At 31.7% G+C, this 14,954-nt stretch carries 17 protein-coding genes; 6 read left to right on the top strand and 11 right to left on the bottom strand.

Going from position 1 to position 14,954, the window contains the following annotated elements:
* Positions 1-11: 11 nt before the first annotated feature.
* The gene (locus QBK95_RS05350) at positions 12-563 is read right to left on the bottom strand and encodes a hypothetical protein (protein ID WP_280931343.1); all 552 of its coding nucleotides are present in this window, start codon (positions 561-563) and stop codon (positions 12-14) included.
* 134 nt (positions 564-697) lie between these two features.
* Here QBK95_RS05350 and QBK95_RS05345 point away from each other — a divergent pair, with 134 nt between their 5' ends.
* The 3 genes from QBK95_RS05345 (at position 698) to kynU (ending at position 3,779) form a co-directional block, all read left to right on the top strand.
* Entirely contained in the window at positions 698-1,261 is a 564-nt protein-coding gene (locus QBK95_RS05345) for an RNA polymerase sigma factor (protein WP_280931341.1), read from the top strand.
* Positions 1,261-2,073, top strand: coding sequence for a tetratricopeptide repeat protein (locus QBK95_RS05340; protein ID WP_280931339.1), 813 nt, complete (start codon positions 1,261-1,263; stop codon positions 2,071-2,073). The genes QBK95_RS05345 and QBK95_RS05340 overlap by 1 nt, the downstream gene beginning before the upstream one ends.
* A gap of 425 nt (positions 2,074-2,498) precedes the next feature.
* Positions 2,499-3,779, top strand: coding sequence for a kynureninase (gene kynU / locus QBK95_RS05335; protein ID WP_280931336.1), 1,281 nt, complete (start codon positions 2,499-2,501; stop codon positions 3,777-3,779).
* A 4-nt stretch (positions 3,780-3,783) separates the two neighbouring features.
* Here the strand turns inward: kynU and QBK95_RS05330 are convergent, their stop codons facing one another.
* On the bottom strand, positions 3,784-4,635 hold the full coding sequence (locus tag QBK95_RS05330) for an AraC family transcriptional regulator (protein WP_280931335.1): 852 nt from the start codon (positions 4,633-4,635) through the stop codon (positions 3,784-3,786).
* A 135-nt stretch (positions 4,636-4,770) separates the two neighbouring features.
* Between QBK95_RS05330 and QBK95_RS05325 the strand changes: the two genes are divergently transcribed.
* Positions 4,771-5,934, top strand: a complete 1,164-nt coding sequence (locus tag QBK95_RS05325) for an MFS transporter (protein ID WP_280931333.1) — start codon at positions 4,771-4,773, stop codon at positions 5,932-5,934.
* Between the two features lie 20 nt (positions 5,935-5,954).
* On the opposite strand, the gene QBK95_RS05320 is transcribed toward QBK95_RS05325, so the two are convergent.
* From QBK95_RS05320 to QBK95_RS05290, 7 genes are all read right to left on the bottom strand, one after another.
* Complete coding sequence (locus tag QBK95_RS05320; protein WP_280931331.1) at positions 5,955-6,668, bottom strand: hypothetical protein; 714 nt, start codon at positions 6,666-6,668, stop codon at positions 5,955-5,957.
* A 91-nt stretch (positions 6,669-6,759) separates the two neighbouring features.
* The gene (locus tag QBK95_RS05315; protein WP_280931329.1) at positions 6,760-7,128 is read right to left on the bottom strand and encodes a cupredoxin domain-containing protein; all 369 of its coding nucleotides are present in this window, start codon (positions 7,126-7,128) and stop codon (positions 6,760-6,762) included.
* A gap of 55 nt (positions 7,129-7,183) precedes the next feature.
* Positions 7,184-7,732 carry a carboxymuconolactone decarboxylase family protein gene (locus tag QBK95_RS05310; RefSeq protein ID WP_280931326.1) on the bottom strand — a complete coding sequence of 183 codons (549 nt, stop codon included), beginning with the start codon at positions 7,730-7,732 and terminating at the stop codon, positions 7,184-7,186.
* A gap of 150 nt (positions 7,733-7,882) precedes the next feature.
* Positions 7,883-8,155 (bottom strand): hypothetical protein, encoded by a 273-nt coding sequence (locus QBK95_RS05305; protein ID WP_280931324.1) that lies wholly within the window; start codon positions 8,153-8,155, stop codon positions 7,883-7,885.
* A 42-nt stretch (positions 8,156-8,197) separates the two neighbouring features.
* A complete protein-coding gene (locus QBK95_RS05300) occupies positions 8,198-8,578 on the bottom strand; it encodes a DoxX family membrane protein (RefSeq protein ID WP_280931322.1) in 381 nt (126 codons plus the stop codon).
* 27 nt (positions 8,579-8,605) lie between these two features.
* On the bottom strand, positions 8,606-9,079 hold the full coding sequence (locus QBK95_RS05295; protein WP_280931320.1) for a hypothetical protein: 474 nt from the start codon (positions 9,077-9,079) through the stop codon (positions 8,606-8,608).
* 112 nt (positions 9,080-9,191) lie between these two features.
* The gene (locus QBK95_RS05290; protein WP_280931318.1) at positions 9,192-10,043 is read right to left on the bottom strand and encodes a helix-turn-helix domain-containing protein; all 852 of its coding nucleotides are present in this window, start codon (positions 10,041-10,043) and stop codon (positions 9,192-9,194) included.
* A 234-nt stretch (positions 10,044-10,277) separates the two neighbouring features.
* On the opposite strand from QBK95_RS05290, the gene QBK95_RS05285 reads away from it, so the two are divergent.
* The gene (locus tag QBK95_RS05285) at positions 10,278-11,078 is read left to right on the top strand and encodes a class I SAM-dependent methyltransferase (RefSeq protein WP_280931314.1); all 801 of its coding nucleotides are present in this window, start codon (positions 10,278-10,280) and stop codon (positions 11,076-11,078) included.
* A 144-nt stretch (positions 11,079-11,222) separates the two neighbouring features.
* The gene (locus tag QBK95_RS05280) at positions 11,223-12,596 is read left to right on the top strand and encodes an FAD-dependent oxidoreductase (protein WP_280931312.1); all 1,374 of its coding nucleotides are present in this window, start codon (positions 11,223-11,225) and stop codon (positions 12,594-12,596) included.
* Here the strand turns inward: QBK95_RS05280 and QBK95_RS05275 are convergent.
* Positions 12,586-13,950 (bottom strand): aldehyde dehydrogenase, encoded by a 1,365-nt coding sequence (locus QBK95_RS05275; protein ID WP_280931310.1) that lies wholly within the window; start codon positions 13,948-13,950, stop codon positions 12,586-12,588. The two genes, QBK95_RS05280 and QBK95_RS05275, sit on opposite strands and share 11 nt — an antisense overlap.
* Before the next feature lie 32 nt (positions 13,951-13,982).
* A complete protein-coding gene (locus QBK95_RS05270; protein WP_280931307.1) occupies positions 13,983-14,927 on the bottom strand; it encodes a sterol desaturase family protein in 945 nt (314 codons plus the stop codon).
* Positions 14,928-14,954: the final 27 nt, after the last annotated feature.

Below are 14,954 nucleotides of genomic sequence, written 5' to 3'. Positions count from 1 at the left end.
AAAATAAAATTTCATAAATTCCCAGTAGTTCCTGTTGATGAAGGATCACTTCCGAAACCATCTGGTCCTGGAGTGCCAATAGGTCCTGGAGTATTATCCTCTTCTTCCTCTTCTTCCTCTTCTGTTTCTTCATCACAACCTATTACAATGCAATTAGGTCCTTCTATGCATCCATATGGTACATCACAAATTACTTGACCTGGCACTAAGATTATTCCTTGTAATTCTAACCAAGCATTAAAGGAGTCACAATCCAAATACCATTGTTCAGAATCCTGATCAATGACATCATATCCTAAAATTGTAAAATAATTGTCATTATAAAATTGCCTTATTGTAGCTCTTTCGGCAGGAGTTATATTTGGGTCATCAAAATTAAAAATAATTTGACAATCACCGTTTTGTGCTTCATCACCAGTCTCTATTAATATAGGAGAGTTTTTTTGAAATGAAACTTCTTCTTGTTTTTCTACTACTTCTAATCCAACACCGTCGTCATTTGCGCAGTTTGTGAATACCGAAAATGTGACAGCAACAATTAATAAGGTTAAAATTTTTCTCATGATTTACTTTTTTTGTTTTGCAATATTACTATTATTTTAGGAGTTTATAAACTGTTAAAAGTTTAAACTCAATAGTAAGTGTAAAATTGCTTAGTTTTGTTACCCAATAGAATTACTTTTTTTAATCAATTTTAATGCCAGATAATAAATATTTTATTCAAGGAATACTAGACTCAGATGAAAGAGTTGTAGCAACTATATATAGATCTTTTTTCCCTAAGGTGTTAAATTTTGTACTTCAAAATAAAGGACAACAAACAGATGCAGAAGATGTTTTTCAAAAAGCGTTGATGCAAATTTCCGCTAGGATAAAATTAAAGAAACTAGAAGCTATCCATTCTACATTCGAAGGATATTTATTTACTGCATGTAAAAATTTATGGAGAAGAGAGTTAAATAAAAGAAAAAATAGGGTAACAAATGATAAGGTCACTGAACTAGTAAGTGATGAGTCCGATATGGCATATGCTTTATTAGAACAAGAACGATGGGAGCTTTTTAAGGAGAAACTAGATCAGTTGTCAGATAATTGTAAGCAAATACTGGCATTGTTCCTGAAAAAAGTATCTTATGCGGATATGGTAAAACAATTGTCTTATGCTTCAGAAACTGTTGCTAGACAACGAGTATTTAAATGTAAAGCGAAACTTATTGAACACATAAAAACGGATAACCGATTTAAAAATCTGATATCGTAATGGATACTAACCAATCAATATATCATGATCAGATTGATGCATATCTCAGAGATGAACTTTCTACTGAAGATAAGGCATTTTTTGAAGAGTCATTACAAAATAATTCTGAATTGTTAAAAGAATTCAGAATACACCAAGAATTATTCGCGCAAGCAGATGAATCTACATGGATCAATGAATCTTTTAGTCCAGACAAAAAAGATGTGCAAGAAGTTGAAAAATACTTTATAAGTAAAGAAGCGCAAGAATTTAAAGATCTATTAGTTAGAGCACAATCCAATTATAAAAAAAGAAAACAAACACCTTCTTTTAATAGAAAATTATGGATGCCTTTGTTGGTCGCCGCCTCAATTGCTTTATTCGTAGTATTATACACCATGAGTTCTGGTGATTCTCCACAGGATTTATATGCTTCATATAATCAATGGCAGGATTTACCTTCTTTGACAAGTAGAAGTGATGAGAATCAATTGGCAGAAGGGCAGCTATTGTTCGAACAGAAGCAATATAAAGACAGTTATAAACTGTTTAAAGATTTTGTTGAAAATAACAACGAAGTGTTACCACCAGTATTGATATATTCTGGACTTTCTGCGTTAGAGTTGGATAAGTATACAGAGGCTATTTCATATTTTGATCAATTGATAGACTCTGATGCAATTGATCAGTCTAAAGGGTATTGGTATAAAGTATTAGTATATCTAAAACAAGGTAAAAAGAAGGAGGCAATAGAGGTTTTAGAGATTATTACGCAAGATGGTCAGAATTATAACTTTAAAGAAGCCGAAACCTTGCTAAAAAAATTGCAGTAGATCTTATTAGATAACTACTGCAATTATTCCTTAGTTTTTTTAAGTAAAAAAAACTTTACTATTCAATAACTAACAAGGAGTGCAAAACCATAAGTCGGTTAATGGATGTATTTGCCCGCACTGACCAGGAGGGCAAGGAGGACAATGTCCGCCATTTACCGTTTTTTGAACTTTTTTACTCAACGTTTTCACTCCAGCTAATTTTTTTAATTCTTTCATAAGGATATAGTATTAAGAGATTATTTCACCTAAACATTTAGAGACACTTAGGATATATGTCTATGCATTTAAATTGGAAGGTTGAATAGTTTTTTGATGGCATTAAGATAATAATTTATGCGGAATTTTCCCTTTTATTTTCGCATGGTTTTTAAAAGATTATATAATCTCAGTTCTAATATGTATTTTTGGATCAAAACACAAGAATGCAATTCGAGAATAGCAGAGAATTTGCTAAGAAATTAGATCAGCAAGATGCTTTATACCCATATAGAGATAAGTTTCTTTTTCCTAAAGTGAATGACAAACAGGTTATCTATTTTACTGGGAATTCTTTAGGACTTCAACCCAAAAATACAAAGGAATATGTAGATGAGGTAATGAATGATTGGTCTGAACTTGCCGTAGAAGGTCATTTTTACGCAAATAAACCTTGGTGGGATTATCATGAACGTCTAGCAAATCCATTAAGTAAAATTGTAGGTGCAAAACCTTCAGAAATTACAGTGATGAATACGCTAACCGTTAACTTGCATCTGTTAATGGTTTCATTTTATAGACCAGAAGGAAAAAGGTATAAGATTATCTGTGAAGAAAAGGCTTTTCCGAGTGATCAATATATGCTACAAAGTCAAGTGCGCTTTCATGGATATGATCCCGATGATGCTATTGTAGAAATTAAGAAAAGAAAAGGAGAACATAACTTTAGAATAGAGGATATCCTTGCAACTATTGAAACCGTTGGAGAAGAATGTGCATTGGTTTTGATTGGAGGAGTTAATTATTACACAGGACAGGTTTTTGATATGAAAACCATTACAAAAGCGGGTCATGATATTGGAGCTTTTGTAGGTTGGGATCTTGCCCATGGCGCTGGTAATGTTGCACTAGAACTTCATGATTGGGATGTGGATTTTGCTGCTTGGTGCAGTTATAAATACATGAATAGTGGCCCTGGAAATGCCTCAGGATGTTATGTCCACGAGCGATATCATAATAAGAAAGATATTCCGCGTTTTGAAGGGTGGTGGGGAACAGAAAAAGAATCCCGGTTTTTAATGAAACCTGAATTCGAACCTATGCCAAATGCAGATGCCTGGCAGCTAAGTAATGCACCAATTTTATCGTTAGCTCCCTATTTAGCATCATTAGAATTATTTGATGAAGTAGGAATGGATGCTTTGATAAAAAAACGGAATCTAATTGTCGCATACTTAGAATATATTCTCACAGAAATTGATGCCGAAGTAGAAAGTACTTTCGAAATAATAACTCCATCAAATCCTGAAGAACGAGGAACGCAACTTTCGGTTTTTCTTCATGGTGAAGGGAGAAAATTATTTGATTATTTGATGAAAAACGGAGTGATTACAGATTGGAGAGAACCAAATGTAATCAGATTAGCACCTGCTCCTTTTTATTGTTCTTATGAAGATATGTATGAGTTTGGTCGGATATTGAAAAAAGGCATTTTAGATAAGGGTTAATAGGTTACTCTAATTTTTTAATATATTGAGATGGACTCATAGCAGTATATTTTCTGAATTGTCTACAGAAGTAGGAATGATCATTAAATCCACATTTATATAAAACATCAGATATCGAAGTGTTTTTATTTTCGAATAACTCCTGTGCCTTTTTGATTCTAAATTCATTGAGAAAATGAATAAAACTCTTATTTGTAGAAGATTTAAACATTCTACAAAAAGAATTAGGAGTTAATCCTAATTCTTTAGCTATAGTTTCTGATTGGATTCTCTTTGCGTAATTCTTATTGATGTATTCAAAGACCTTTGATATTCGCTCCAAAGAATTTTTATTGATTTCTAAATTATGATTAGACTTTGTAATTGGATTTTTATGACTTGCTATAGAGAGATGATACAATATATGAATGAAGGTTAATAATTTTTCAGTATTATTTTGGTTAGCTAACTTTAAAAAAGAATCAGTTAATTCTTGCTTTGTTTCTTTAGAAAAAATATACCCTTTAGGAAGTTTTCGAATAAACTCTAGTATAGAATAGAATTCAGGAAAATAACCTAATTTTTCCAGAATAAAACTTTCAGAAAATTGAATAACTACCTCTACATTATTTCCAAACTGTTTATTACCAAATGGCATGTGTGGTATATTAGGGCCTATAAAAATCAGCAGCCCATCATCATAATTTTTTATGGTTGATGCTGCCTGAAGAGTTCCTGAACCGTTTCTGATAAATACTATTTCATACTCTGGATGTAAGTGCCAGTTTATTTCGTGGCAAAGAGAATCTTTAGTATAGCTTTCTATTTTTAAAGATTTTGATTGCTCTAGATAAATCTGCTCATATGACAATTTCATATAACAAAATTACCATTAAAATTAACTATATGTATCTCTAAAGAATATATTGTCTTAATATTTGAATATTTTGTGTTAATATAGAGGTGATTTTGTGTTTAATTTTGATATCAATTAATAGTTAAACAACGTATCTTGAATTCTTTATGCTTGATTATCAGTAAACTCAGATATTTTGGACCTGCCTGGGTTTTTGCCTCACTTAATATCATGACAGGTACATGGGTATTGTATATTCCTAAAATAAAATCAAAACTACTTATTGATGATGCTCAACTAGGAATTGCACTTTTTTGTTTTGCATTGGGAACATTAGTAATGATCCCATTATCTTCTATAATTATAGGTAGGTTTGGTGTTGGTAAAATTACCAGTATCGGGATTACTCTTTTTTCACTTGCTTTTTTAATGCCTTTAATTGCTCAGAATTATATGATGCTATGTATCGTGTTGTTTGTTGTGGGATTATTTGCTTGTTTAACAGATGTAGCTATGAATGCATTAGTATCTGAAATAGAGCAAGAAGATACGGTTCATATTATGTCTGCTTCTCATGGTTTTTTTAGTTTGGGAGGTGTTATTGGTGCTGGTGTTGGAAGTTTTTTGATTACTTATTTTAATATACCATTGGTACATATGTTATGTGCTGCGATTTTCGTGATCGTATCTAATATAATGGTCTGTAAAGGGTATATCAATATTAAAGGAAAAAAAGAAGATCGCTCAAAAAAATCTTTTGATGCAACCTTAATAAAACCTCTATTAGGACTTACAGTTATTGCTTTTTTGATAATGGGAAGTGAGGGAGCAATAGAACATTGGAGTAAACTGTATATGCAGGATGTGGTAATGATTTCTTCAGAAAAAATTTCTGGATTTGGGTTTGTGGCTTTTTCAATAATGATGACGTTAGGTCGTTTTTTTGGTGACAGTGTTAGTAAGCATTTTGGATCTTTGGTAATAATTATTAGCGGTTGTTTAATAAGTATTTTTGGATTTATTGCCGTATTGGCTTCTGGATTAATAATTACTATTATTGGATTTGGATTCGTTGGGTTAGGTTTTTCTGTAATTATCCCAGAACTTTTTAGGCTAGCAGGAAAAACTCAAGGCATCTCTTCTGCAGAAGGAATATCCTTTGTGGCAGGATTTGGTTATCTGGGTTTTTTAATAAGCCCGCCATTTCTTGGGTTTTTATCCAAGATCGATAGTTTAAAACTGAGCTTTACAGCTTTGTTATTAGCTACGATTGTGGCTTTATTGGTTACGTTCGTAATTTCTAAAAAACGTTCTAAATAACTTTCAATATCAAATAATATTTATTCAGTAGTAACTTGGATATTAGTGAAATGAAGTTTCCAGTTACCTTCGTTACGCATATGGGTTTTGGCAATTTTGATTCCGTTGAAGTCTTCATAATCTTCCCAGGAAGTAATTAATGAAGGTGCTGCTTTATTCTTTTCTCGAAACACCCATTCTTTTATTTTAAAATCACCTTCGAAATAAAAATCATAGGCATCACCAGGCGTATAACCGCCTTCATTATTATATATGATAGTGAATTTTTGCATTTCTTTATTGCTGATAGGTGCTATAGCTTGTACTTGATGTTCTGAGGTAAAACTAGTTTGATCCCATATCAAATTAAAAGGTGCTAGTAACCAATATTTATCATTGATAAAACCTTGATCAGCTTTTATTGCTGTACTGTCGATATTCGTTCTATTGTATGATATAGTATCTTCTGCGGTAGTTAGAGTAACTTCGTTTTTTTTGGGTCTCCAAGTCCAGGAACGCTCATAATGACTACTATCTCGATCTACATTAAAAGTAAATCTTATTTCTTCAACCTTTTTCCAATGCTCAAAACCATTTGCATTAGCAATTGCTTCTGCCGTTGTTGGGATTTTCTTTTTTTCAGTCTCAGGACCTTTTATTTCAGTATCATCGTCATACTTATATTCTTTTTTAGGTTCTTGCTTGCAGGCAAATAATAACAAAGAAGTGAAGGTTAATATGACAATATTTTTCATGCTGAAATAGTTTTTGGCTAAAATATAGAAAACAAAAACCTTGTTAAATTGAATTAACAAGGTTTTAGGTTTTAAAAATTGATCTATGTAACTACTTTACAATCAATTTATATTGAGGTGTTTTGTTTAGAGGACAAAAATAATTGTATTCTCCCTTTTGTAATGTTACAGTTTTAGAGCTTTCTGTTTTTCCTTCAGCCACAACTTTAGTAACATATGCCTCTTGAATGTGATTCTTAGGATTAGAAGCATCTTTTCCTGCAGGAACCAATACAAAACCTACATCAGTTCCAGAGTTGTTGTTAGAGATGTTAAAAACATAACTACCTTCAGATAGTGTAACTTGTTTTTGAGTAAATTCTCCTTTAGTTTGTTCAAGAGAAACGGTTTTAACATCTTGAGCAGTTGTGCTTATTGTGATAGCAAAAATAAATGTAAATAATGCGATTAACTTTTTCATGATTTTAAATATTTATATGTTAATGGTTTAATGATTTTGATTATTGTTTTTGGAATTATACTGTAGCGGCCTCTAATGGTTGCGCAATAGGGAAATCAATAGGAATGTCTGTTGCATTATTTAAATAGTTAGAGATAGTTTTGTCTCCTACTAAAACAATAGTGTCTACTAAATTTCCTTTATTGTATCCTGCGTTAAAAAAGTTGTCTATTACTTCTTTATCCGCACGACCTCTATTTTCTGTAATGTTTTTAGCAAGCTTTGCTAAAGCATCTAATTTTGTATCAAATGAAGCTTTTCCTGCTCTTAATTCTAATATTTGTTCGTCGGTAAAGCCATTCATTTTACCAATTGCTGTATGTGCAGATAAACAGTATGTACAGTTGTTTACTTCACTAACGGCAAGATTAACTGCTTCTTTTTCTTTTGCTTTTAATGAAGTTTTTGCATTTGATAAATTTAAATAGTTTTCTAATGCAGTCTCACTATGTGCATAGGTTGCAAATAAATTTGGTACAAAACCAAGAGCTTTATTAAGGTTGTCGAATATTGCTTGGTTTGTTGGATTTACTTCTTCTCTTGTTAGAACATTGATTGTTGCCATAATTATTGTTTTTTATATCCTGAATTTATTCTCAGGAAGCGTTTATATTTTGTTTTTAATGTCATTTATATTGACAGGGCAAAGATGCGATCAGGATACGAGCAATAAAATGTTTGTTTTTCCCGAAGACATGTCAATTTTTCCTTTGCCTTATTTTTGGTCTTGTATAAATGGTCTTTCTGCATCACAATAGAAATCATGATGACTTCTTTGATCACAATGCGCTTTTGCATTTATTGCTCTGGAGATTCGTTGTTTTCCTTGACGGAAAATTTCGATTAAATTGAATATTGATTTATTTTTAGTGTTCATCTTATATTGTTTTACATTAACAATGCAAAGATGAGTTAATACCAACGTTCTAGGAATGTTCCTTTTTCCCGATGACTTGTCAATTTTTCCTGAGTATAAAAAAACCTCCATATTTGGAGGTTTTTATAACTTCAATTTTTATAATATTTTTATTTAGAAAAATTTGACTTCTTTTCGTTTAATCCAAAGAATTATAGCACTTAAAACAAATGTTGTCATAGCTGTAATAAAAAGAACTCCACCATCATTATTGATTTCAATTCCTAATTTTGTAATGTGCATAAAAATAGCACCTCCGATGACACCAAGTGTTAACATAGCTCCGATCCATACGGTTTTAGGTACAAGCAGTAAAACTCCGGCAATTAATTCTGCGATCCCAATCCCTATTCTACCATATGGCTCTAAGCCAACTTTAGAAAAGATATACACACTATCGGGATGTGCAGTAAATTTAAATCTAAGTGTTTGTATTAGGATAATAGCAACAACAATCCTTAATACCAGGGGTAAGGCATTCTTGATTTTATTCATTTTTTTAGTTAGAGTTTGTGTTAGTTTTTATAGAACACTGGGTAACGCGTCTATTCTGCCATTAAAGGTATCTTTTCTAGAAATAAAATACAATTCTTTAAGGTTGTTATCTAAAGAAAATTGATGGCCTAACTGCGGTAAATTGTCATATAGAAATGCCTGGAATGCTTCTGGATTTCTACTTCTGTTTGCTGCTTTTCGTATGGTTTTCAGGTAAGAAGACTTTATTACTTCTACTTGACATTTGTTGGATACAAAAAATAAAGAGGTGTTTTTTCCCGTTAAATTTTTTATCTCTTTTTTGAAATTAATATGTTTTGCATCGATCAAATTTTGATTATAATCGCTAAAAGTATTTTTATAAACTATTTCTTTAGCATTTTGTAAGTATACAGTCTCCAATTGAGTTTCATACATTTTTTCTTGTGAATACCCAGAAAAGAAACCTACAAAAAATATTAATGCGAATATTGTAATGCTGTGTGTGTATAAAGTTTTCATATCTGTATATTTTTACCCGAAAATAATTTCGGCATTTGGTAAATGGTTAATCATACTACAAATTTGGGGCAAAAATAAATATAGTAGAAGGGATCTTTTTCCTTCTTTATTGTCAATACTTCCCTACAGTTTCAGGTTTAAGTTGTTTTTTAAATTCTGAAGGCGAAAGGGATGTGTGTTTTTTAAACATACGGCTAAGATGAGAGGCATCATCAAAACCAACCTCATAGGCTATTTCTTTGGCGGATTTATCCGTGTATATAAGTAATCTTTTAGCTTCTAATATAATTCGATCGTGAATTATTTGTAAAGGGCTTTTTATGAATTTTGAAAAACTATTAGAAAGTGTTTTTGGGGATTTAAAAAGTTTTTCTGCATAAAATGCTACAGAATGTTCTTTTCTAAAATGATATTCTACCAACACATTAAACTCTCTAATGAGATCTACCTGATCATTATAAATATTTTCGAAATGACTCTGTTGTTTAATGAGTCTCGTAGTAGTGATGATAAAACGTGCCATCAACATGCGCAACATTTCTGCTTGAATGTTATCTACAGTTTCTAGTTCATCAAGAAAAACCTGATGTAAAAAATCTAATTTTTTTTGATTTTCTGAATCTAACTCGATAATAGGAATTATACTATTGCCATAAAATAATACACCATGGCAACTTACTTCTTTGTCGTGATCTTTGATACAATAAAACTCTCTGTTAAATTGATATACAATAAGATTATATCCTTCGATAAATTTAAAATATTGATTAGGAGTAAGTACAATTATTTTATGCTGTTCCAAAGTTACAGAAATCCCATCTACTTCAATAAATGCTGTACTGTCCTTAGCCCAAATAAAAGTAAATAATTCAACATTTTTGGATACAGAATAAGTACTTAATAATTCTTCGTTTCCTATTCTTAAAATTGCATCTGTAGAAAATTCTTTGAACTCTTTTATCATGGCTAATAAGTCGTTATTGCTTCAAAAACATTACAAATTATATTGTGCTAAAAAAGAAATCAGTTCTGTTAGTATTGAATTTTCTGGATCACACAACTAGCAATCAGTAATTTTCCATCTAATTTACTTATTAATTATATTAAAATGTGTTATAAAAAGTCTAATTGTTATATTCATATTTCTATAACAATTAATAAACCTTATTATATTTAGAAACTATTAATAGCAATAATAATGTCTGAGGAATTTCAAAAATATTTTGATACGAATGCTGCTACATGGAATGAAAAAGTACAGATTCATGCATCTAGTAAGTTCTATGATCTTGAAACTTTTAAAAAAGGAATAACTTCCTTAAAACAATATGAATTAGAAGCTTTAGGAGATGTGTCAGGAAAATCATTATTACATCTACAATGTCATTTTGGACAAGATACATTGAGTTGGAGTAGGATGGGAGCAAGATGTACTGGTGTAGATCTTTCTGAAAAAGGAATTGAATTAGCGAAAGAATTAAATGCTGAGTTGAAATTAAATGCCGAATTTGTATGCTGTAATGTTTTGGATACTTCTGATCATGTAAAGGATCAGTTTGACATTGTATTTACTAGTTATGGAGTGATTGGTTGGTTACCTGATTTAAAACCTTGGGCTCGAATGATTGCAGAAAGGTTAAAACCTGGAGGAACTTTTTATATGATAGAATTTCATCCAATAGCATGGATGTTTGATTATTTAGAAGACAAGCCAATACTTAAGTATGGATATCATCAAAAAGAAGTGATATATGAAGAATATCAAGGTACTTATGCTAATACCAATGCTAATATGATAAGTAAAGAATATGGTTGGAATCATGGATTGGGAGAAGTGATTTCATCTTTGTCTGAAGCAGGATTGACTATCGAGTATCTAAAAGAATATGATGCATCTCCGTATGATATTTTTCCAGGTTTGATAAAGAATAAAAATGGAATGTTCGAGAGCTCGGATAAATTATTTCCATTACTGTTCGCTATAAAAGTTATAAAATAACAATTCATTGATAATTTTTTTACATTTGTTGGAGGTTTTAATGTTTGCATAAGCGCTAAATATAGAGCTGGTTTGCCTAGAACATTAAGACTCGGGTTTTGTAACCCTTTTATATTTAGGCAAGCTTAGTATGATAAAAAATATATGCAAACGAAAAACATAGCTATTGTAGGAAGTGGATTAGCAGGCTCATTATTAGCTATTTATCTAAAAAAGAGAGGGCATCAGGTAACAGTGTTTGACAGAAGACCTGATATTAGAAAGGTAGAATTTAGTGGTCGTTCTATAAACCTGGCCATGTCCGTTCGTGGATGGAAAGCATTGGATAGAGTAGGAATTGGAGGTGAAATTAGAAAATTAGCCATTCCTATGCACAAAAGAGCGATGCATATAAATGATCAACCCGAATATCATCAATATTATGGTAAAGAAGGTGAGGCCATATATTCAATTTCAAGAGGAGTATTAAATCGTAAGATGATTACACTTGCAGAAGAATCAGGTGTAGTATTCAGATTTAATGAAAAAGTATGGGATGTTAACTTACCTGAAGCTAAGATTTATACTGGAGCATCAGAAAAAGGAGCCTGGAAAGAGTATCAATATGACATGATTTTTGGATGTGATGGTGCTTTCTCTAGAGTAAGGCATAAAATGCAACGAAGAAGTAGGTTTGATTATTCTCAAGACTTTTTGGATGCTGGATATAAAGAACTTGGTATTCCTGCTAATTCATATGGAACGCATAAACTAGATAAAAACTCACTTCATATTTGGCCTAGAGGAAAGTTTATGTTGATTGCATTGCCAAATCTGGATGGAAGTTTTACTTGTACATTGTTTATGCCTCATGAAGGAGAAAATTCATTTGAAAGTTTGACAAATGATGCAGAAGTAAAAGCATTTTGGGAACGACATTTTCCTGATACGATATCGTTAATGCCGACCTTACTTAACGATTTTAAGAATAATCCAACAAGTGCATTGGTTACTATGAAATGTTATCCTTGGTCCTATTGGGATAAAGTAGCATTGGTTGGAGATTCTGCACATGCAATTGTGCCTTTTTATGGACAAGGAATTAATGCAGGTTTTGAAGATATTTCTGTGCTGGATGATATCATCGAAGCATATCAAGGGGATAATTGGCAGGATATTTTTGAAAAATATCAAGAATCCAGAAAACCAAGTACAGATGCCATTGCAGAGCTTTCTTATCGTAATTTCATGGAAATGAGTAGTAAGACTGCAGACGCTGAGTTTCTTCTACGAAAGAAAATAGAAAAACGATTTTCTGAAAAACATCCCGAAAAGTGGATTCCTTTGTATACCAGAGTTACGTTTACGCATAGACCTTATGCAGAGGCATTGGAGATCGGTGATCATCAAGCTGCTATTATGGATGAAATAATGCAATTGGATAACATTGCAGATATCTGGGATACAGATGAGGTGGAACAACACATAATAAATAGATTAAAGAAAGATAAAACTAAAATTAATAGTACTATCCAATAAGTCTTTTTAACCATTTTAGCTTAACACTCGAATAAGGGGCGTATTTAAGATTTAGTTCAATTAAAAAGGATTTTTGTAGCACACTTTTATAGTGAGAAAAAGCTTCGAATCCTGCTTTTCCGTGATAATTACCGATACCACTATCACCTACACCACCAAAAGGTAAGTTTTGCTCCATAAAATGCATCACTGCATCATTTATCGCACCGCCACCAAAAGAAATCTCATTAAGAACCTTGTTTTTTACAGCTTTATTTTTTGTGAAAATATAACAAGATAAAGGTTTTGATAAAGTCTTGATCTTAGCAATCGCTTCTTCTATGGTATTAAATGATAACACTGGTAGAATTGGACCAAAAATTTCTTCTTGCATTACTTTATCTTCAAATGTAACCCCTGTCATTACTGTTGGAGTTATAACTCTATCATCAGTATTACAATCTCCTCCATAAAACACTTTATCTTTCTCTATAAAATCTTGTAACCTTTCAAAGTTTTTCTGATTAATAATTTGAGTGTAATTTTGATTTTCTACTTTATAATCAGCTATTTCTATATGTTTTTTAATGGCAGCTAATAATTGATCCTCTATTGCAGAATCCACCATTATATAATCTGGTGCAATACACGTCTGGCCAGTATTTAAAAATTTAGCCCAAACCAAACGTTTTGCTGTCATGTCAATATTTACATCTTTGGTTATAATTGCTGGACTTTTACCTCCTAATTCTAGAGTTACAGGAGTTAAATGCTTGGCGGCAGCTTGATAGATGATTTTGCCTACCTGCACACTTCCTGTAAAAAATATTTTATCGAATTTTATTTTTAATAACTCTGTCGTTTCTTTTACACCACCTTCAATAACTTTCAAAAACTCAGGATTAAAGCTTTGATTTATAATCCTAGCCATAACTTCAGAAGAATGCGATGGAATTTCACTTGGTTTAAGAATTACAGTACAACCCGCAGCAATTGCAGCTACAACAGGAACCAAAGATATTTGATAAGGATAATTCCAGGCTCCCATTACTAAAACAGTTCCGAAAGGCTCTGGAATAATATAACTGGTTGCTGGTAGGTTTGCTAAACCCGTAGAGACTCTTCTTTTCTTAGACCATTTTTTGATTTTGATTAGGGCCAAATCAATTTCATGATAAATAATACCTAATTCTGTAGTATATGTCTCGTATTCAGATTTTTTAAAATCACTATAAATAGCTTTATATAAAGAATCTTCATTTTTTTGTAATACATTTTTTAACCGCTTTAGTTCTCTAATCCTAAAAGAGATGTCTTTAGTAGCATTTGTATTAAAAAACTTCCTTTGTGTATTTATAATTTCCTGGTAATTCATAGCGATACATTTTGGGGGTTGTTATGAAAAACTTATGATGATTTCAAGTCCGCTGCAATCTTCTTTAGTTCCAGTTCTTTTTGCATTTGTTTTACAGTTAAAGTGCTTCCATCATGACTCCATCCTGGAGGTCCAAAAATATACATAAATTTATGATACCAGTTTTTAGATTTTTTAGTGTCATTCCAAATGTCAGAATATTCGTGAGTAAGAATAACCCATGGGTTATAAGAATTGGGAGCATGTGTTACACCATATTGTACCTCAATATTGTCATCAAGTTCTTTCCATGTACCGAATATTTTATCAAAGATATTTAGAAACCCTCCGTGGTTTTTATCCATGTACTCTACATTCTTAGCATGATGTACTTGGTGCATAGTATGGGTGTTGAAAATCTTTTCGATAAACCCCATTTTTGGAATATATACCGAATGCAATTGAAATTGCCATAATGCTTCAATACCCAAACATACGATAACCATATTAGGATCAAATCCAATAGCTGGCATCCACATATAAAATAGTGGTTTGTATAACAGGGTAAACCAACCATTGCGAACAGCAGTACCTAAATTAAAATTATCAGAAGAATGATGAACTATATGTGCTGCCCATAAGGCACGTATCATATGATTTTGTCTATGAAACCAATAATAGGTGTAATCATCTGCAAGTTGACATAATAACCATACATACCAAGCAAAACCAAAAGATTTCCATCCCATAATATTGGTTCGTATGCCATCTATTTCTGGATTAAAAAAATTATATACAAAATGAAAAAGAATTATCGAGAAAACCGTTTTGATTAATGGTCCTAGAATAGCAGATCCTACCCCCATTGTTAAACTAGCTCGTAAATCCTTCCAATTATATAAATCTTTATGGTCGTGTGTTTTACTATATGTTAACTCTACTAATATTAAGGCTAAAAAACAGGGTACTCCGTATTTTAGAGGTTCAATAAAATCCATTTCTTTTTTTGTTGTATTCTAATTGGG

Origin of the sequence: Aquimarina mycalae, assembly GCF_029906345.1 — a bacterium.
Classification (GTDB): Bacteria; Bacteroidota; Bacteroidia; order Flavobacteriales; family Flavobacteriaceae; genus Aquimarina.
This window is presented reverse-complemented; position numbering and strand designations above follow the sequence as displayed.